The sequence below is a fragment of the Paeniglutamicibacter cryotolerans genome, assembly GCF_014190875.1.
Classification (GTDB): Bacteria; Actinomycetota; Actinomycetes; order Actinomycetales; family Micrococcaceae; genus Paeniglutamicibacter; species Paeniglutamicibacter cryotolerans.
The window spans coordinates 1594313-1611744 of record NZ_JACHVS010000001.1; the positions used below are offsets into that span (position 1 = coordinate 1594313).

At 63.0% G+C, this 17432-nt stretch carries 16 protein-coding genes and 1 rRNA gene; 14 read left to right on the forward strand and 3 right to left on the reverse strand.

Annotated elements, in window-relative coordinates; all coding sequences use genetic code 11:
* Positions 1 to 13: 13 nt before the first annotated feature.
* Entirely contained in the window at positions 14 to 883 is an 870-nt protein-coding gene (locus E9229_RS07510; protein WP_183510629.1) for a class I SAM-dependent methyltransferase, read from the reverse strand.
* A gap of 86 nt (positions 884 to 969) precedes the next feature.
* On the opposite strand from E9229_RS07510, the gene E9229_RS07515 reads away from it, so the two are divergent.
* From E9229_RS07515 to E9229_RS07530, 4 genes are all read left to right on the forward strand, one after another.
* Positions 970 to 1716 (forward strand): phosphoglyceromutase, encoded by a 747-nt coding sequence (locus E9229_RS07515; protein ID WP_183510630.1) that lies wholly within the window; start codon positions 970 to 972, stop codon positions 1714 to 1716.
* A gap of 165 nt (positions 1717 to 1881) precedes the next feature.
* Positions 1882 to 2160 carry a hypothetical protein gene (locus E9229_RS07520; RefSeq protein WP_183510631.1) on the forward strand — a complete coding sequence of 93 codons (279 nt, stop codon included), beginning with the start codon at positions 1882 to 1884 and terminating at the stop codon, positions 2158 to 2160.
* Positions 2157 to 2378 (forward strand): hypothetical protein, encoded by a 222-nt coding sequence (locus tag E9229_RS07525; RefSeq protein WP_183510632.1) that lies wholly within the window; start codon positions 2157 to 2159, stop codon positions 2376 to 2378. Before E9229_RS07520 ends, E9229_RS07525 begins: the two co-directional genes overlap by 4 nt.
* Before the next feature lie 673 nt (positions 2379 to 3051).
* Complete coding sequence (locus E9229_RS07530; protein ID WP_183510633.1) at positions 3052 to 3354, forward strand: DUF4193 domain-containing protein; 303 nt, start codon at positions 3052 to 3054, stop codon at positions 3352 to 3354.
* A 129-nt stretch (positions 3355 to 3483) separates the two neighbouring features.
* Here E9229_RS07530 and phoU read toward each other — a convergent pair whose 3' ends face one another.
* Positions 3484 to 4143, reverse strand: a complete 660-nt coding sequence (gene phoU / locus E9229_RS07535) for a phosphate signaling complex protein PhoU (RefSeq protein ID WP_183510634.1) — start codon at positions 4141 to 4143, stop codon at positions 3484 to 3486.
* 177 nt (positions 4144 to 4320) lie between these two features.
* Between phoU and E9229_RS07540 the strand changes: the two genes are divergently transcribed.
* Positions 4321 to 5538 (forward strand): sensor histidine kinase, encoded by a 1218-nt coding sequence (locus E9229_RS07540; RefSeq protein WP_183510635.1) that lies wholly within the window; start codon positions 4321 to 4323, stop codon positions 5536 to 5538.
* Positions 5535 to 6215, forward strand: coding sequence for a response regulator transcription factor (locus tag E9229_RS07545; RefSeq protein WP_183510636.1), 681 nt, complete (start codon positions 5535 to 5537; stop codon positions 6213 to 6215). Before E9229_RS07540 ends, E9229_RS07545 begins: the two co-directional genes overlap by 4 nt.
* Before the next feature lie 91 nt (positions 6216 to 6306).
* On the opposite strand, the gene E9229_RS07550 is transcribed toward E9229_RS07545, so the two are convergent.
* On the reverse strand, positions 6307 to 6840 hold the full coding sequence (locus E9229_RS07550; RefSeq protein ID WP_183510637.1) for a hypothetical protein: 534 nt from the start codon (positions 6838 to 6840) through the stop codon (positions 6307 to 6309).
* Between the two features lie 334 nt (positions 6841 to 7174).
* On the opposite strand from E9229_RS07550, the gene E9229_RS07555 reads away from it, so the two are divergent.
* The 8 genes from E9229_RS07555 (at position 7175) to E9229_RS07590 (ending at position 17094) form a co-directional block, all read left to right on the forward strand.
* Positions 7175 to 7657, forward strand: a complete 483-nt coding sequence (locus E9229_RS07555) for a CarD family transcriptional regulator (protein WP_183510638.1) — start codon at positions 7175 to 7177, stop codon at positions 7655 to 7657.
* 106 nt (positions 7658 to 7763) lie between these two features.
* A complete protein-coding gene (gene ispD, locus E9229_RS07560; RefSeq protein WP_183510640.1) occupies positions 7764 to 8519 on the forward strand; it encodes a 2-C-methyl-D-erythritol 4-phosphate cytidylyltransferase in 756 nt (251 codons plus the stop codon).
* Entirely contained in the window at positions 8516 to 9055 is a 540-nt protein-coding gene (gene ispF, locus E9229_RS07565; protein ID WP_183510641.1) for a 2-C-methyl-D-erythritol 2,4-cyclodiphosphate synthase, read from the forward strand. The genes ispD and ispF overlap by 4 nt, the downstream gene beginning before the upstream one ends.
* A complete protein-coding gene (gene cysS, locus E9229_RS07570; RefSeq protein ID WP_183510642.1) occupies positions 9052 to 10518 on the forward strand; it encodes a cysteine--tRNA ligase in 1467 nt (488 codons plus the stop codon). The genes ispF and cysS overlap by 4 nt, the downstream gene beginning before the upstream one ends.
* Positions 10519 to 10628: 110 nt before the next feature.
* Complete coding sequence (rlmB, locus tag E9229_RS07575) at positions 10629 to 11621, forward strand: 23S rRNA (guanosine(2251)-2'-O)-methyltransferase RlmB (protein ID WP_183510643.1); 993 nt, start codon at positions 10629 to 10631, stop codon at positions 11619 to 11621.
* 237 nt (positions 11622 to 11858) lie between these two features.
* Positions 11859 to 13871: a maltotransferase domain-containing protein gene (locus tag E9229_RS07580; RefSeq protein WP_246380415.1), complete on the forward strand. Its 2013-nt coding sequence runs from the start codon at positions 11859 to 11861 to the stop codon at positions 13869 to 13871.
* Between the two features lie 82 nt (positions 13872 to 13953).
* The gene (locus E9229_RS07585; protein ID WP_183510645.1) at positions 13954 to 14820 is read left to right on the forward strand and encodes a GlgB N-terminal domain-containing protein; all 867 of its coding nucleotides are present in this window, start codon (positions 13954 to 13956) and stop codon (positions 14818 to 14820) included.
* Positions 14821 to 15570: 750 nt separating this feature from the next.
* Positions 15571 to 17094 (forward strand): 16S ribosomal RNA (locus E9229_RS07590).
* Positions 17095 to 17432: the final 338 nt, after the last annotated feature.

Sequence of the window (17432 nt, forward strand, 5' to 3'; positions counted from 1 at the left end):
GGCGTCCGGGATTTCAGGCGGCCGGATCCGCGTCGTCTGCCAGGGCCAGCCCCCCGGTCCGGGGTGCCACGCAGGACCAGTCGACCGTCAATTCGCCTAGGCGCCAGCGCGAGACACCGTCGAGTACCGGCCAGCCGGCTGTGCGTAGTGTCTTGCACATGGAAATCCAGCGCTGCCGGTTGCCGAACGATGCCAGCGGCGCGGCGGCCAGCCAAGCCCGGTCGGCCGCCTCGAGAAAGCCATGGACGCGTTCCCCGGGGATATTGCGGTGGATCAGCGCCTTGGGCAGCCGCTCGGCGACCTCCGAGGGGAGCGCGAAGTCCCCGAAGCGCAGGGAGATGCTCAGTGTAGTGGGCCCGTCGTTGGTGATCCCCACCCAGGAGCTGCGGCGTCCGATTTCATCGCAGGTGCCCTCCACCACGACTCCGTTGGGTGCCAGGCGGGAGCGCAGCGTATCCCAGATGGCCGGTACGTCGGCTTCCTCGTATTGGCGCAGGACATTGAATGCGCGGATGATCGTGGGGTTTTTTTCGGTGGGGATCTCGAATCCACCCACCCGGAATTCCAGTCCCGGCTGTTCAAGCGGTTTGGCCTGGGTCACGCGATCGGGCTCGATCTCGATCCCGATGACCTGGACCAGCGATTCGCTGGCTCGCAGCCGCTCGAAGAGCTCAACCGCGGTCCGTGGGGAGGCTCCGTAGCCCAGATCCACAGCAATGGGCGGGGCGCCGGTGGTTCCCGGGCGCAGGCGCCAGGCCTGCGGGCCGGTCAGCCAGCGGTCGACCCGGCGCATCCGGTTGGGGTTCGTGGTCCCGCGCGTTGGATTGCCAAGGGGACGGGCGGCGGATCGCCGGCCGCCGAGCCGAATCGCCTTTTGCACCATGTGATTAAGCGTAGGGTCGGAGCAGTGGCAGAAATGACACGTCACCATTGAAAGTAAGCGACTTCACCCTCGGTAGGATGTGTTTCATGACTTATACCTTGATCCTGCTTCGCCATGGGCAGAGCGAGTGGAACGAAAAGAACCTGTTCACCGGCTGGTACGACGTCCCGCTCACCGATAAGGGGCGTGCCGAGGCCACCCGCGGCGGCACGCTGATCACCGAGGCTGGACTTGTTCCGAACGTCCTGCACACCTCGCTGCTCAAGCGCGCCATCATCACTGCAAACCTGGCCTTGGAGTCAGCCGATCTGAGCTGGATTCCGGTCAAGCGCAGCTGGCGCCTGAACGAGCGCCACTACGGCGCACTGCAAGGTAAGGACAAGGCCCAGACCCTGGCCGAATATGGCGAGGATCAGTTCATGGAATGGCGCCGTTCCTACGACACCCCGCCGCCGGCCCTGGCCGACGATTCGGAGTTCAGCCAGATCAACGACCCGCGCTACGCGGACCTTGGCGACGACGCACCACGCACCGAATGCCTCAAGGACGTGCTCGACCGCATGCTCCCGTACTGGGAAGACTCGATCAAGCCGGACCTGTCCTCGGGCAAGACGGTGCTCGTCACCGCACACGGCAACTCGCTGCGCGCCCTGGTCAAGCACTTGGACGGGATCAGCGACGAAGACATCGCTTCCCTGAACATCCCCACCGGCATTCCGCTGGTCTACGAACTGAAGGAGGACTTCACCCCGGTCACCCGCGGTGGACAGTACCTCGATCCGGAAGCCGCTGCGGACGCCATCGAGGCAGTCGCCAACCAGGGCCGCCACTAGCCCCGGCTTTTAGAGGTCGGGCCCGTCGATTCCATCGTGAATTGGAGGGCCCGGCCTTTTTTGTTACCCGGACGCTCAGGTGGAAGCGCTAGCTGCCAAGATGGAATATTTTTGTGCCAGGCTCAAGGATTCTACGACTGTCCGTGAAGGTGAAAGGAAAATGGCTTGGTTCTTGCCCAAATCACCAAGGCCGATGCAGCGAATCCCCGGCAGCCCGACGGTTCTGCGGTGTTGATGATGTTGGCGTGCGCGTTGTTCGCCGTCCTGCCCATCGTCTTGGTTGCCCTGTTGGTGCTGCTGCTGGCCCGCTGGATACGCTCATCAAGCCTCGCTGCGGCGGAGTCCGGGGAGCTGGGTGCCGAGATTTCGCGCCGGGTGGATTCCATCGAGCGCCGTCTGAGCGGCATTGAAAAGACATTGAATGAAGTAGGGGAGCAGCCGTGACCGGCCTGGCGGTGATGGGGTGGCTCTCGCTGCTTTTTGTATTAGTGATGCTTGCGGCAGTGGTCTTCGGTGTCGTGCTACTTGTTCGACGGCACAAGGCAGGTAAGTCCATCCTGGCCGAGACCCGGCACCGGGACCGCGCCGTGTTGGCCCGGCTCGAGGAACTCGATAACCGACTCGAGCGCCTGGAGCGAACCCTGCATGAGCTGCCCTTCTAGGGGCTCGCGTGGTTGAGTGTCCACCCGGTTCCCTGAAACTGGCCATCAGGCTGGCGGCGATCGGCAGCGAACCGCGGCTGGCCATCTTGGCCGAGCTGGCCAGGGGGCCGCTGCATGTCAGTGGGCTGCCCCGCCGAGTGGGGAGGTCGCGCCAGCTACTCTATCTGCACCTTGCGATGCTCGGGCAGGCCCGCTTCGTTCGGGGCCTCGGCGACCACGGAAGAGGGACGATCGGTGAAGCTCTACCGGCTCGAGGACTTCCACCTGGTGATCGGCATCGGTTCGATCCTCACATCGTGCCGCTGAGCCGGAGAATGCCGGATGCAGCCCTCGGGCCCGGGTTTCGCGCAGGGCTAAGCCGCTGTGACATATTGGGCATGAGCCGTCGCAACCAGGGGTCGCGTCCGCTGGCCCGGCAAGGGCGTCTGGTCCGTAGAGGCATAAAAGTTTACTAGTCAGATAGATATTTGTCCTGATCCTCGGATCTCTCTCGGAGGAGTGTTGGGAATTTTTCCAGGCCTTTCATGACGGCTGCTGGGGCCGGCTAAACGTCGAGTGAATCACAAAAACGCCCTCAGGGAGGGTTCTTTGTGCATTCTGTGATCACATGGCCGGTTTCATGCTGTACTGTGCTATCTCGACGTACCAATGGTTAAAGAAGGAATGCATTTTCGTGGCAACTGATTATGATGAGGTCCGGCCTGACGTAGCTGAGGCGCGGAAAGCATCCCTGGAAGCGGTTAAGTCCGCTAACGCCCCGGATGCTCGAAGCGTATCGCGCGAGCTGGACGAAAGTGACACAAGTGACGGCGTCGAGCTCCCCGGAGCCGACCTGTCCTCCGAGGAGCTGACGGTTACAGTCGTTCCGCAGAAGGAAGACGAGTTCCTCTGTGGCTCCTGCTTCCTGATTCGCCACCGCTCGCAGCTTGCCCGCGAGAAGAACGGCGTGGGCTTCTGCCTGGAGTGCGAAGGCTAGATTTACCCCCACCCTGTCGGCCGCAAGGCTCGACACCAGTGGATTGAACGCCAAAGGGGCGGTCCGGCAATGCGGTGAAAACCGCGGCGTCGGCCGCCCCTTTGTCATGTGGCCGGAGGGCCGCTGACGTTAGAACCCGGCAGCGTCCGGATCCCATTCGCCGGTCACCAAGTAGTTGACCTTACGGGCCACCGAAACGCCATGATCACCGAATCGTTCCAGATAACGGCTGGTCAATGTGACATCGGCTGTGGTCGGGGCTGTTTCGGTCCAGTCAGGTGACGCCACCATCTTGAATACCGAGGCATGCAGTGCATCGATCTGCTCGTTAAGCTTGATGATCTGCCGTGCGATATCCAGCTCACGGGTTTCGAGTAGTTCGCCCAGCAACACGGCGATGCGGATGTCCAGCTCGGCCATCTCGGCGAACACCGGGGCAAGCTTGGCCGGGACGACCTGTTGCGGGAAGCGCAGCCGGGCCAGCTGGGCCACGTGTCGGGCCAAATCGCCCATGCGCTCCAGCGAGGCGCTCATGCGCAGTGAACCGACGATCATGCGCAGGTCCGAAGCCACGGGACCCTGCAGTGCCAGCACGTCGATGGCCCGCTCGTCGAGTTGGGTCTGCAGGAAGTCGATGCGCGCGTCCTCGGCGATGACCTCCTGGGCCAGCTCGGTGTCGACGTTCTCGAATGCCTCATAGGCCCGAGCCATGGCCTGGGCGACCAGCTGCGACATCTGGATCAGTTCCTCGCCGATCTGCTGGAGTTCGGCCTGGAAAACCTTGCGCAATCTTGGTTCCTTTCATAGCTGTCGGCCGATCCCGCGCGCGGAACCGGCCCTGTTGATGTCCATTCTTACAGCCTGGGGTGAACCGTGCGGGGGCCCAAGATGAACGTTGGGTGAATGGCGCCGCCACGACGGCCGATCGGCGCTTCCCCGGTCCCTTGGCCGGGCTAGGCTAGAAGCGTGAACGATGTCCTGATCTCCGTACTGTCCGGCCTCGTCGGGCTTGCGCTGGGCGTCGTAGGCATCTTGGCGTACCGTTCGAGCGTCCGCGCCCGGGTCGGGTTGCCCCACGTGGGTGAGCCGACGCTCCCCGAGGGGGCAGCCGAAATCCTGTCGGTGATTGGACGCGCCTTCGTGGTGGTCGACGATGTGGACGGCGTGGTCCGGGCCAACCCCGCGGCCTACGCCTACGGCTTGGTCCGCGGGCACACGCTGGTCCACGAGGAACTGCTGGTGCTGGCGCGGCGGGTGCGTGCAGACGGCGTCATCGCCGAGCGTGAATTCGAACTGCCGCGCGGCCCGCTGGGCCAGGGGACGATGATCGTGCATGTGCGGGTGGCCCCGCTCGGGGACGACTACATTTTGTTGCTGGCCGATGACCGGACGGAAATCACCCGCACCGAAGCGATCCGCAACGACTTCGTTGCCAACGTCTCGCATGAGCTCAAGACGCCGGTAAGTGCCATCTCGCTGCTTTCTGAGGCCATCGACGGAGCTGCAGACGACCCGGTGGCGGTGCACCGATTCACCGCACGGTTGTACAAGGAGTCGGCTCGGCTAGGGGCCATGGTGCAGGACATCATCGAGCTTTCCCGGCTTCAGGGAACCAACATAGTGGTCGAGGGCGAGGCGGTCGACATCAATGCGGTGATTGCTGAGGCAGTTGACCGCAACAAGCTTCCGGCTGAGGAAAAGCAGATCAACATTTCGGTGGGTGGCAAGAGCCTCGATCCGGTATTCGGCGATCGGGACCTGCTGATGACGGCGCTGCGGAACCTGATCGACAATGCCATCCGCTACTCCGGGCCCGGCACCACTGTGGGCGTCGGCATCCGGCAGCGTGACGGGCTGATCCAGGTCTCGGTGACCGATCAAGGGCCCGGTATCTCCGCCGACGAACAAGATCGGATTTTCGAACGCTTCTACCGTGTGGATGCGGCCCGCTCCCGCCAGACCGGCGGAACGGGGCTGGGTCTGAGCATCGTCAAACATGTGGTGGCCAACCATGGTGGAGAGGTCACGGTCTGGTCGCAGCCGGGCCAAGGCTCGACTTTCACCGTGCGCCTGCCGATCCTCGAGGACGGGCAATTGCCCGCAGAAGATTTCAGTGGGGGATCCGTCCCCCTCGATATAGCCGTCGCGGCACGTAAGGTGCGCGGCAAGGAAGGCCGGGTATGACCCGTATTTTGATTGTCGAGGACGAGGAATCGTTGAGCGATCCGCTCTCCTACCTCTTGGAAAAGGAGGGCTTCGAGATCCGGGTCGCCGAAAACGGTCTGGATGCCGTGAGCGATTTCGAGCGGCATGGTGCCGACCTCGTGCTGCTTGACCTGATGCTCCCGGGAATCCCGGGCACCGAAGTGTTCCGCCAGATCCGGCAGAAATCGCATGTCCCGGTCATCATGCTGACGGCGAAGGATTCCGAGATCGACAAAGTAGTCGGCCTGGAGCTGGGAGCAGACGACTACGTGACGAAGCCGTATTCGTCCCGCGAGCTGGTGGCCCGGATCCGTGCAGTGCTGCGAAGGCAGGGTGAGCCAGAGGACCTGGTCGCACAGACGGTCCAGGCCGGTCCCGTGCGCATGGACGTGGAACGTCATGTGGTGTCCGTGCGTAGCGAACCGGTGGCCATGCCGCTGAAGGAGTTCGAGCTGCTCGAACTCCTGCTGCGCAATGCCGGTCGGGTACTTACCCGTGGGCAGCTCATCGACCGAGTCTGGGGTTCGGACTATGTAGGGGACACGAAGACCCTTGACGTGCACGTCAAGCGGCTACGCTCGAAGATCGAACCGGACCCCTCGATGCCGGTGCACCTGGTGACGGTCCGCGGCCTGGGTTATAAGTTCGAGGCCTGAGCGTCGTGGGCCGGGAGGCCCACGAAAAGGTCCACGCCATTAGATCCGAGGATCTGCTGGCGCGGACCTTGTGGTTCGCCGGGCGGTGGGCCTAGTGTCCGGATTCAGACTTCGGCGACGGGGTCAGGTGCTGGGTGACCGAGCTGTCGTGGCCGCCCGGGACATACGGGCGGTACTCGACCAGGGTGCCATCAACGACCGGAACCTGAACCTCGGTGGAGACGTCTCCGACGGTCAACGTGGTTGGAACCTGGGCGCCGGCAATAACACCGGTGGAAGGGATGAGCGTCTTGTTGGCGTCCTTTTCGAATTCCTTAGAGGAATTCGCCGGGACGGTGAACTTCAGCGAGGTTCCGTTCACCTTCATGGACATGTTCAGCGGCTTATCCGTGGCGTTGACCAGGCTACCGAGCACTCGGGCCTCGGAGGTCTTGTCTGCTTCGACGAACAGCAGGTTGCGAACATCCAGTTCGCCGACGTTCACCACGAGTCCATCGGAAGCCGAGTACTGGAGGGCCGTCGACTGCTGATTGATGGCGCCACAGCTGGTGACACCCAGGGACAGGGCGGCCAAGGCTACCGCCGCGACAACAATGCGGCGTCCACGGTTTTTCTGTGCGGTCATCACGGCACAAGCTCCTCATCAAGATCGAGTCTGGTGGTTACTTTCGGGCGCGCGTTACGCGCCCGTTTAAGCAACTCTCAGCCCCTAGCCTAATGGTTGTTGGCCAGAATGGTGGATTCCTTGGCTCTGGGCGGTGGATTTGCCAGGTGCGGCGCTTTGCGACAAGGGCTATGTCATGACAGGAATTGCCGCTACGGAGCCCTTTCTTCTTACCATCGAAGACCTCGCTTGGGAAGGGCTAAATCCCCGTGATTACTAGGGAGTACGGGGTATCAGCGGCCCTGATTCGACTAATGTCGTGATAAACTGGGTAATGGGAAAGGGGATTATCCATATGGTTTTTGAGGTTGGCGAGACTGTTGTCTACCCGCACCACGGCGCAGCGATGATCGAAGAGATCAAGATGCGCACCATCAAGGGCGAAGAGAAAATGTATCTCAAGCTCAAGGTGGCACAGGGTGACCTGACGATTGAGGTTCCAGCGGAAAACGTTGATCTTGTCGGCGTGCGCGATGTCGTTGGTACGGAAGGCCTGGAACAGGTCTTTGACGTGCTCCGAGCAGAATTCACTGAAGAACCGACCAACTGGTCCCGACGCTACAAGGCGAATCTGGAAAAGTTGGCCTCCGGGGACGTCATCAAGGTGGCAGAGGTCGTTCGTGACCTGTGGCGCCGAGATAACGACCGCGGGCTGTCCGCCGGAGAGAAGCGCATGCTCTCGAAGGCCCGCCAGATCCTGATCAGCGAATTGGCCCTGGCCAAGAAGTTGGACGAGGAAAAGGCAGAAAGCGTTCTGGACGAGGTGTTGGCTTCCTGATCAGGAAGGCAACACTGTTTTAATCTTCTTATCCAAGGGGTTCGACCACCATGGCGGTGGGCGGGCCCTTTGGTATTTCCGGGCATCAGCACCCTAGGGTGGTGGGGTGCCCACAGAACAAGGAACCCCGCCCCCCGCACACCGCACTGCCGTGATTCTTGTAGCCGCAGGTTCCGGAACCCGGCTGGGATACGGAATACCCAAGGCCTTGGTACCGCTGGCCGGCAGGTCGCTTCTCGAACACGCGTTGGATGGCCTCGCCACCGGCTGTCCGGATGCCCGGGTGATAGTGGTGCTTCCGGAGGGCAACGCCGAGCTGGAAGGCATCTGTTCCCGCCACCGGAGCAGACCCGTCACGTGCACTGGCGGGGCGACGCGCAACGACTCGGTTCGGGCCGGGCTGGCCAGGCTGGAGCCGGGCACCGAATTCGTCCTGGTCCACGATGCCGCCCGGGCGCTGACCCCGCCCGCCGTTTTCGAGCGAGTAGCGGACGCCCTGAGCGCCGGGGCAGAAGCCGTGATACCGGTGTTGCCGGTCATCGACACGATCAAGAGCGTGCAACCTGCCTCCGCCGGGATCGGAGAGGGCATCGTCAGCTCGACGGTAGACCGCGCGGTGCTCCGGGCGGTGCAGACTCCGCAGGGATTCAACGCGGCCAGTCTGGCAGCCGCCCACGCAGCCGTCAGCAGCTGGAAGCCCGAGCGCGCCGAGAAGGTCACCGACGATGCCATGCTGATGGAAATGAACGGAATTACCGTATTTACAGTGCACGGATCCGCCTTGGGCCTGAAAGTCACCACGAAAATGGACCTGCTGCTGGCCGAGGCACTTGTCGCCAACGGATATGAGGACGAAGCATGAGCAACGCCAATCGCCAGGCCCCGATCATCCCGCGCATCGGTCTGGGCGTCGACGTCCACGCCATTTCGCCGGACCCGGAACGTGGGCTTTGGCTCGCCGGGTTGCATTGGCCTGGCGAACGCGGCCTGGCCGGCCACTCCGATGGCGATGCCGTGGCACATGCCGCCTGCGACGCGCTTTTCTCGGCGGCCGGAATCGGTGACCTCGGGACCCACTTCGGTACCTCGCGGCCGGAATTCGCCGGCGCGGCGGGGACCCTGCTGCTGGCCGAGGCCGCCCGGCTGGTTCGAGCCGCCGGGTTTGAGATCGGCAATGTCGCCATCCAGTTCGTGGGCAACCGACCCAAGTTCGGCCCGCGGCGCAACGAAGCCGATGCTGTGCTTTCGGCAGCCGCCGGCGCCGAGGTCACCGTCACCGCCACCACTTCCGACGCGCTGGGATACGAGGGATCGGGGCAGGGCCTCACCGCCTACGCCACGGCGCTGGTCTACCGCTCCGATGCGGCGGCGTCCGGCTCGGATAACCTAGAAGCGTGAGCATCCGTTTTTACGACACCAAACAGGCCCAGATCAGGGACTTCGTCCCCCTCATCGAGGGCGAGGCGAGCCTCTACTACTGCGGCGCGACGGTCCAGGGCATGCCGCATGTGGGCCATGTCCGCTCGGCCATCGCCTTCGACATCCTGACCCGCTGGCTTGAGGCCACCGGGCATGCAGTCACCGTGGTGCGCAACGTGACGGACATCGACGACAAGATCCTGGAGAAGTCCGCCGCATCCTATGCCGAGGACTTCGAGGAGGACGAAGACTACCTGGCCCGTGAACCGTGGTTCGCGCTGGCCTACCGCTTCGAGCAGGAGTTCGCCCAGGCGTACGACGTGCTCGGCGTGCGCCGTCCCACCTACGAACCGCGTGCCACCGGTCACATCCCGGAGATGCACGGCCTGATCGCTCAGCTCATCGAGCGCGGCCATGCCTACCCGGCGCTGGATGACTCCGGCGACGTCTACTTCGACGTGCGCTCTTGGAAGGACTACGGGACGCTCACCCGCCAGAACATCGATGACATGCAGGGCGCGACCGACGCCGATCCGCGTGGCAAGCGCGATGCGCGTGACTTCGCCCTGTGGAAGGGGTACAAGGCCACCGACCCGGCCACCGCCTCCTGGCCCAGCCCCTGGGGCCCCGGCCGCCCGGGCTGGCACCTGGAATGCTCAGCCATGGTCACCAAGTATCTCGGCACCGAGTTCGACATCCACGGCGGCGGACTGGACCTGCGCTTCCCACACCACGAAAACGAATTGGCCCAGTCCACGGCCGCCGGCCACGGCTTCGCGAACTTCTGGATGCACAACGGCATGGTCACTTACGAGGGTGAAAAGATGTCGAAGTCGATCGGCAACACCATCTCGCCGGCGCAGATGCTCGAACTGGCCACCCCGCGCGTCGTCCGCTACTTCCTGGGCCAGGCGCACTACCGCTCGCAGCTGGACTACCGCCCCGCTTCGCTGGCCGAAGCGGGATCGGCGGTGGAGCGCATCGACACCTTTATTGCGAATGCGCTCGAGCGCATCCACCAGGTTTCCACGGGGTCGGACTTCGACATCGATATGCACCACTTCGAGGTGACCGAGGACTTCGCCGCGGCGATGAACGAGGACCTGAACGTGCCCCAAGCCCTGGCCGCGCTGCATGCCACCGTCCGCGCCGGGAACACGGCGCTGGCAGCCGGCGATCTAGAGGCGGCCGATGCCGCGCTGCAGCAGGTCATGGCCATGACCTATACGTTGGGTCTGGACGATGCCGGCAGCGGCGAGGCCGGTTCCGATGCGGCCGAGCACCGTGCTCTGGACATGCTGATCCATTCACAGCTGGCGGCCCGCGACGCGGCCCGCGCGGCCAAGGACTGGGCCGCAGCCGATGCGATCCGCGATGCGCTGGCAGCGGCCGGCATCGTCGTGGAGGATTCTGCCGCCGGGGCCCGCTGGTCGCTGAAGTAGGAGAGACTGCTCACTATCCTTCCCGGTAGTGGCTGTTTTGCCGCTAAACTAAAGGGCTGATAGGCCTGCCGGGCCGACGAACGACCATCTGATACCAAGGACTACCGACCATGTCTGCACCAAAGCGCTCCGGCGCCATCCGTAAGTCCAAGAAGGGTCCCTCCGTCGGAACCGGCGGATACGGCCGCAAGGCACTCGAGGGCAAGGGGCCCACGCCGAAGGCTGAAGACCGTACCTACCACAAGGCCTACCGCTCCAAGGAGCTGGGCGAACGCGCCGCTGCCAAGCGCGTGCCGGCCGGCAAGGGCGCCCCGCGCGGACGCACCGGTGGACGCGCGAAGAATGCCGAGGAAATGGTCACCGGCCGTAACTCGGTGGTTGAGGCGCTGCGCGCCAACATCCCGGTCAAGGCCATGTACGTGGCGATCCGTGTCGATGTCGACGACCGCGTGCGTGAATCGCTGAAGATCGCCGCCGAGCGCAATATCCCGGTGATGGAAACCGGCAAGCCGGAACTGGACCGGATGACCGACGACGCCATTCACCAGGGCCTGGTCCTGCAGATCCCGCCGTACGAGTACAAGGATGCGATTGAGCACGCCGAGTCGATCCTGTCCAAGTCCGCCAAGGGCCACATCTCCAACGCCCCGCTGTTCGTCGCGTTGGATGGCATCACCGACCCACGTAACCTCGGTGCGATCATCCGCTCCGTCTCGGCCTTCTCCGGCCACTCCGTCATCGTGCCCGAGCGCCGCTCGGTGGGCCTGACCGCCTCCGCATGGAAGACCAGCGCCGGTGCAGCCGTTCGCGTTCCGGTCACCCGCGCCACCAACCTCACCGCCGCGCTGAAGGAACTCAAGCGCATGGGCGTGTACGTGGTCGGGCTGGATGGGGACGGCGACGTGTCGCTGCCCGGCCTGGAACTTGCCACCGAACCGATCTGCATCGTCGTCGGCTCCGAGGGCAAGGGCCTGTCCCGGCTTGTGCGCGAGACCTGCGACCAGATCGTCTCGATCCCGATCGACTCGGCGATGGAATCACTGAACGCCTCCATGGCCGTCGGCATCACCCTCTACGAGATCTCCCGACGCCGCAGCGTCTGATCCCAGCAGTAACCACCCGGCTCCGGCCGGGACCTAACGGCCGTTCCCGCACCGGGAGCGGCCGTTGCCGTCTGCCCGGTGACGGGGACTCGTTGCCGGGCCGGGCCGCGGATGGCAGCGCAGTGGGACGCCGGTGATCGGGTGGGGCGGACGCAGAAAGTCCGCGCCTAAGCGCGGGCCTGTCTTTCATGGCTTCCGGCCCGGTTTATCGCTAGCGTGATGAATGTGACACACCACATGGCATCATGTTTCGGGCGGATTCCCATCACGGCGGTGACACCGGTCCTGGATGGGGGGCTCTATCCGGTCAAGGCGATGGTCGGCGAAGATCTCCGGCTCGGCGCGACCGCCTTTCGCGAGGGTCACGACAAGCTCGGAGTGAGCGCGGTGCTCCATGCCCCTGATGGGTCGGAGGCCCATAGAGTCGTGATGTCCCCGGGCGCCCAGGGATTGGACACCTGGCATGCCACGGTGCGACCCGGTTCCCCCGGGCTCTGGGAATTCTCTATCGAGGCGTGGGACCACCCCTATGCCACCTGGATGCACGACGCCACCATCAAGATCGACACGGGCATCGACACGGCGCTGATGCTGGCAGAGGGAGCAGCGCTGTTCACCCGGGCCGCTTCCGCACCGGGGCTCGATGCCGCTGACCGGTCGGCCCTGCTACATATTGCGCAGCGGGTCGGCGACGATCGGTTGAATCCCGTCGAGCGGCTCGCCGCCGGAACTAGCAGCGCAGTGGAAGCGATCTTCGAACGCACGCCGTTGCGCCAGCTGCTCACCACCTCACCCAGGTATCCGATCCTGGTTGAGCGCAGGGCTGCCGGATACGGAGCCTGGTACGAATTCTTTCCCCGCTCCGAGGGGGCCGTCTATGACAGGGGTACCAAGTCCTACGCCTCAGGAACTTTCCGCACCGCCGCGAAGCGGCTCGAAGCGGTAGCGGCCATGGGGTTCGATGTCATTCTGCTGCCCCCGATCCACCCGATCGGCCGCACCCGCCGCGCCGGCCCAAATGACACGCCGGTTGCCGGCCCGCACGATCCCGGTTCGCCGTGGGCCGTCGGTTCGGCCGATGGCGGCCATGACGCGTTCCATCCGGACCTGGGCGGGGAAGCAGACTTCGCCTTCTTCGTGGATTCAGCGTGGGGACTCGGACTCGAAGTAGCGCTCGACCTGGCGTTGCAGGCGTCGCCGGATCACCCGTGGGTCGCCGAACATTCCGAATGGTTCACCACCCGGGCCGATGGATCCATCGCCTATGCGGAGAACCCGCCGAAGAAATATCGGGGCGTCTACCCGTTGAACTTCGATCACGACCCCGCGGGGCTCTCTGCCGAGGTCCTGCGGATCGTGCTGTTGTGGATTGACCGCGGAGTGAGGATCTTCCGCGTCGACGATGCGGATGCCAAGCCACTGTGGTTCTGGCAGTGGCTGATCGGCCGGATTTCGGTGGACCATCCGGATGTGGTGTTCATGGCCGCGGCTCCCGCGAGTCCCGCCGTGGTGCAGGCACTGGGGAAGGCGGGTTTCCAGCAGTGCTCGGGCCACTTCGCCACGTGGAACACCAAGGCCGAGCTGGAATCCAATTTCAGGGAGGCTGCCGGAGATTCCAGCGCTTTCTCCCGGCAAAACTTCTTCGTCTCCACCCCCGATACCCTCACCGGCTATGTGCAATTCGGAGGCCTTTCCGGGTCGAAGGTCAGGGCAGTGCTGGCGGCAATGGCCAGCCCGCTCTGGGGCATGTATGCCGGATACGAACTCTTTGAACACGTGGCCCGCCCCGGCTCCGCGGAACACCTCGACTCGGAAAAATACGAGTACAAGCCGCGCGATTTCGCTGCTGCGGAAGTCGCCGGCCGCTCGCTGGCCCCGTACATCACCTTGCTGAACGGGATCAGGCGCGATCACCCCGCACTGTCCACGCAGCGGAACCTGACAATCCACTGCTGTGATGACGATGCGGTGATGGTGTTCTCCAAGTCCCGAGCCCGTCACGCCGGCGAACCAGCAGACACGGTGATCGTGGTAGTGAACCTCGACCCGCACACGACCCGCGAGGCAACGGTAAGCCTTGACCTCCGGGCGCTTGGCCTGGAAGCGGACGAGCCAGGGGAGGCCCGGACCTTCGCGGTGCGCGACCTCGTTGGTGGGCAGCAGTGGCGATGGGGCGAACACAACTACGTTTGTCTCGGCCCCCGAACCGAACCGGCCTATATCCTCCACGTTGTCGGTGACGGTCGATGAGTGAAGACTGTTTGCAGGCAGGTCATAGCCGTTCACCAAGACACCACCGACGACGGTGGTCCGAGCAGGAGGTGCCAATCAGATGACAAATGACGAGAACTCCGCCGCAATGCCGGCGTCAGCCGGGCCGAAGGCAGTCAACGCGGGGCCGGCAAGGAAGGCCATTGCCAGGGGAGCGGCGAAGCCCTTGGCGTCGGTCAAGCCACGCCGGGCCTCAGCTATCGGAGTCCCCGCTGCCGGTGCGCTTACCCCGGCCGCTTCATCGGCCGGGCCGCCCTTGTCGGTGACCCCCGAGTTGCTTGAACGGATCTCGAGGGCCGAATATCATGCGCCGCATGCCGTGCTGGGTGCTCACCTCGAGGATGAGGGTGAGGCCACTGTGCGCGTGCTGCGACCCCTGGCCCATGCTGTCACCGTATTGACCGGAGCCGGGCGCACTGTGATGGAACACGAATACGGCGGTGTCTGGGTTGCCGTTGTCCCGGTAGCGCACACCGGCCACGTCCCCGACTATCGAATCGAAACCACTTATCTCGACGGGGCTCCGAGGATCCTGGACGACCCCTACCGCCATCCGCCCACGCTGGGAGAGTTGGAACTACACCTGATCGCCACCGGGAAACACGCAAACCCGGGGGAGGTGCTCGGATCTAGGGTGCGTCACTACCATTCGGAGCTCGGAGACAGTGATGGAACCTCGTTCGCGCTTTGGGAGCCGCGGGCCCAGGCCATCCGTGTCATCGGCTCCTTCAACCATTGGGACGGAACGCATCACGCGATGCGCGCTCTGGGCCGAACCGGAGTCTGGGAACTGTTCATTCCGGGAGTAGGGGTCGGAGCAGTGTACAAATACCAGATCCATGAAACTGACGGAACCTGGCGAGAGACTCTCGATCCGATGGCCCCTGCAGTCACCGACTCCCCGGCCACCGGTTCGGTCGTTGAGTGATTCCGGTCTGGGGCGCCGGAGGCGGAGCAGCCGCGGGACCGGAGCCAGCGGACACCTCCAACCTCGACTGCCCTGGGGAAGGGGCAGCCAAGTGAACCACCTACCGACGGCGTTCGAGCGGGGGAGCAGGGTCCAGCGCTCCGCCGCAATGCGGCAGTTTTCTTGGCGGAAAGTATCCATCTCCCGTAAAGAGGGGATGTAGCCGTCGAGTAGCGCCAGATTCGTTGATCCGGCTCATCGTGGTGTTCGGGCTCACATTAATGGTTTCGGGCGATGCGTGGTCCCGGGACGGTGGCAGGCCCGTCGTTTGCCCCGGCTTTCCGGGGTTTTTACCCGGTCCGAGCGGTGGGAGTGCCCCCGTTTGGACAATCACGCCAAATGCGCCTATAGTTATTTATCGCGCCGCACACCGGATCGCAGCCCGAAAGGGAGATGCGAACGGACGGCGCGAAGATTTTCTCCTTCTTCTCCCGGATCATCGATTTGACCGGGACAGGGATTGGGACTAAGCTAGAAAAGTTGCTCCAGAGCGAAGCGCCGGTGTTCCGGGTCGTGGAGGTTGGAAGCGTCTGTTGTTTGAGAACTCAATAGTGTGCCAAATTTGTTAACACCGATTTTATTATGTAATTGGTGAATGGTTTCGGGCTCCGCACCCCCGTGTGGAGGCTCGAGGCAATTTGCCGGGATTTTTTTACTTGGTGCAACCCGGTCGGCTTTTTCCAGTCGGCGTGTTGGTTGTGTCTGTATTTTTTTACGGAGAGTTTGATCCTGGCTCAGGATGAACGCTGGCGGCGTGCTTAACACATGCAAGTCGAACGATGAGGGGAGCTTGCTCTCCGATTAGTGGCGAACGGGTGAGTAACACGTGAGTAACCTGCCCTAGACTCTGGGATAAGCCCGGGAAACTGGGTCTAATACCGGATATGCACCGTAAGCCGCATGGTTTTTGGTGGAAAGATTTATCGGTCTGGGATGGACTCGCGGCCTATCAGCTTGTTGGTGAGGTAATGGCTCACCAAGGCGACGACGGGTAGCCGGCCTGAGAGGGTGACCGGCCACACTGGGACTGAGACACGGCCCAGACTCCTACGGGAGGCAGCAGTGGGGAATATTGCACAATGGGCGAAAGCCTGATGCAGCGACGCCGCGTGAGGGATGACGGCCTTCGGGTTGTAAACCTCTTTCAGTAGGGAAGAAGCGAAAGTGACGGTACCTGCAGAAGAAGCGCCGGCTAACTACGTGCCAGCAGCCGCGGTAATACGTAGGGCGCAAGCGTTATCCGGAATTATTGGGCGTAAAGAGCTCGTAGGCGGTTTGTCGCGTCTGCCGTGAAAGTCCGGGGCTCAACTCCGGATCTGCGGTGGGTACGGGCAGACTAGAGTGATGTAGGGGAGACTGGAATTCCTGGTGTAGCGGTGAAATGCGCAGATATCAGGAGGAACACCGATGGCGAAGGCAGGTCTCTGGGCATTAACTGACGCTGAGGAGCGAAAGCATGGGGAGCGAACAGGATTAGATACCCTGGTAGTCCATGCCGTAAACGTTGGGCACTAGGTGTGGGGGACATTCCACGTTTTCCGCGCCGTAGCTAACGCATTAAGTGCCCCGCCTGGGGAGTACGGCCGCAAGGCTAAAACTCAAAGGAATTGACGGGGGCCCGCACAAGCGGCGGAGCATGCGGATTAATTCGATGCAACGCGAAGAACCTTACCAAGGCTTGACATGTTCCGGATCGCCGTGGAAACACGGTTTCCCCTTTGGGGTCGGTTCACAGGTGGTGCATGGTTGTCGTCAGCTCGTGTCGTGAGATGTTGGGTTAAGTCCCGCAACGAGCGCAACCCTCGTTCTATGTTGCCAGCGGATTATGCCGGGGACTCATAGGAGACTGCCGGGGTCAACTCGGAGGAAGGTGGGGACGACGTCAAATCATCATGCCCCTTATGTCTTGGGCTTCACGCATGCTACAATGGCCGGTACAATGGGTTGCGATACTGTGAGGTGGAGCTAATCCCAAAAAGCCGGTCTCAGTTCGGATTGGGGTCTGCAACTCGACCCCATGAAGTCGGAGTCGCTAGTAATCGCAGATCAGCAACGCTGCGGTGAATACGTTCCCGGGCCTTGTACACACCGCCCGTCAAGTCACGAAAGTTGGTAACACCCGAAGCCGGTGGCCTAACCCCTTGTGGGAGGGAGCCGTCGAAGGTGGGACCGGCGATTGGGACTAAGTCGTAACAAGGTAGCCGTACCGGAAGGTGCGGCTGGATCACCTCCTTTCTAAGGAGCAACTAGCAGGTACGGTTCATCCACAGTGGTGTTCACGGCTTGTTCAGTGCTGCCCGTTTCCACCACTTGTGTTGGTGGACGGGTGCTCATGGGTGGAATGTTAACAGGTAATGGCCGGGTTTCTTCCTGGTTGGTTTTCCTAGTACGCCGCACTTGTGTGGTGGGAACGGGGAGCTGGTCGGTGGGGGGTTCGGTCTCTTGGCACACTGTTGGGTCCTGAGGCAACAGGACATGCATGTTTACTTGCTCGTCTCTCACCGTTGTGGTGGGGGGTGAGTGGTGGTGTGTGTGGGCTGTTTGTTTCTGGTTGTCCCCGCGCATGGCCTAAG

Bases quoted from the DNA above. Each gene is read 5' to 3' on its own strand.
- E9229_RS07585 (WP_183510645.1), top strand. From the start codon at position 13,954: ATGACAAATGACGAGAACTCCGCCGCAATGCCGGCGTCAGCCGGGCCG.
- E9229_RS07510 (WP_183510629.1), bottom strand. From the start codon at position 883: ATGGTGCAAAAGGCGATTCGGCTCGGCGGCCGGCGATCCGCCGCCCGT.
- rlmB (WP_183510643.1), top strand. From the start codon at position 10,629: ATGTCTGCACCAAAGCGCTCCGGCGCCATCCGTAAGTCCAAGAAGGGT.
- E9229_RS07515 (WP_183510630.1), top strand. From the start codon at position 970: ATGACTTATACCTTGATCCTGCTTCGCCATGGGCAGAGCGAGTGGAAC.
- E9229_RS07555 (WP_183510638.1), top strand. From the start codon at position 7,175: ATGGTTTTTGAGGTTGGCGAGACTGTTGTCTACCCGCACCACGGCGCA.
- E9229_RS07545 (WP_183510636.1), top strand. From the start codon at position 5,535: ATGACCCGTATTTTGATTGTCGAGGACGAGGAATCGTTGAGCGATCCG.
- ispF (WP_183510641.1), top strand. From the start codon at position 8,516: ATGAGCAACGCCAATCGCCAGGCCCCGATCATCCCGCGCATCGGTCTG.
- E9229_RS07550 (WP_183510637.1), bottom strand. From the start codon at position 6,840: ATGACCGCACAGAAAAACCGTGGACGCCGCATTGTTGTCGCGGCGGTA.
- E9229_RS07580 (WP_246380415.1), top strand. From the start codon at position 11,859: ATGGCATCATGTTTCGGGCGGATTCCCATCACGGCGGTGACACCGGTC.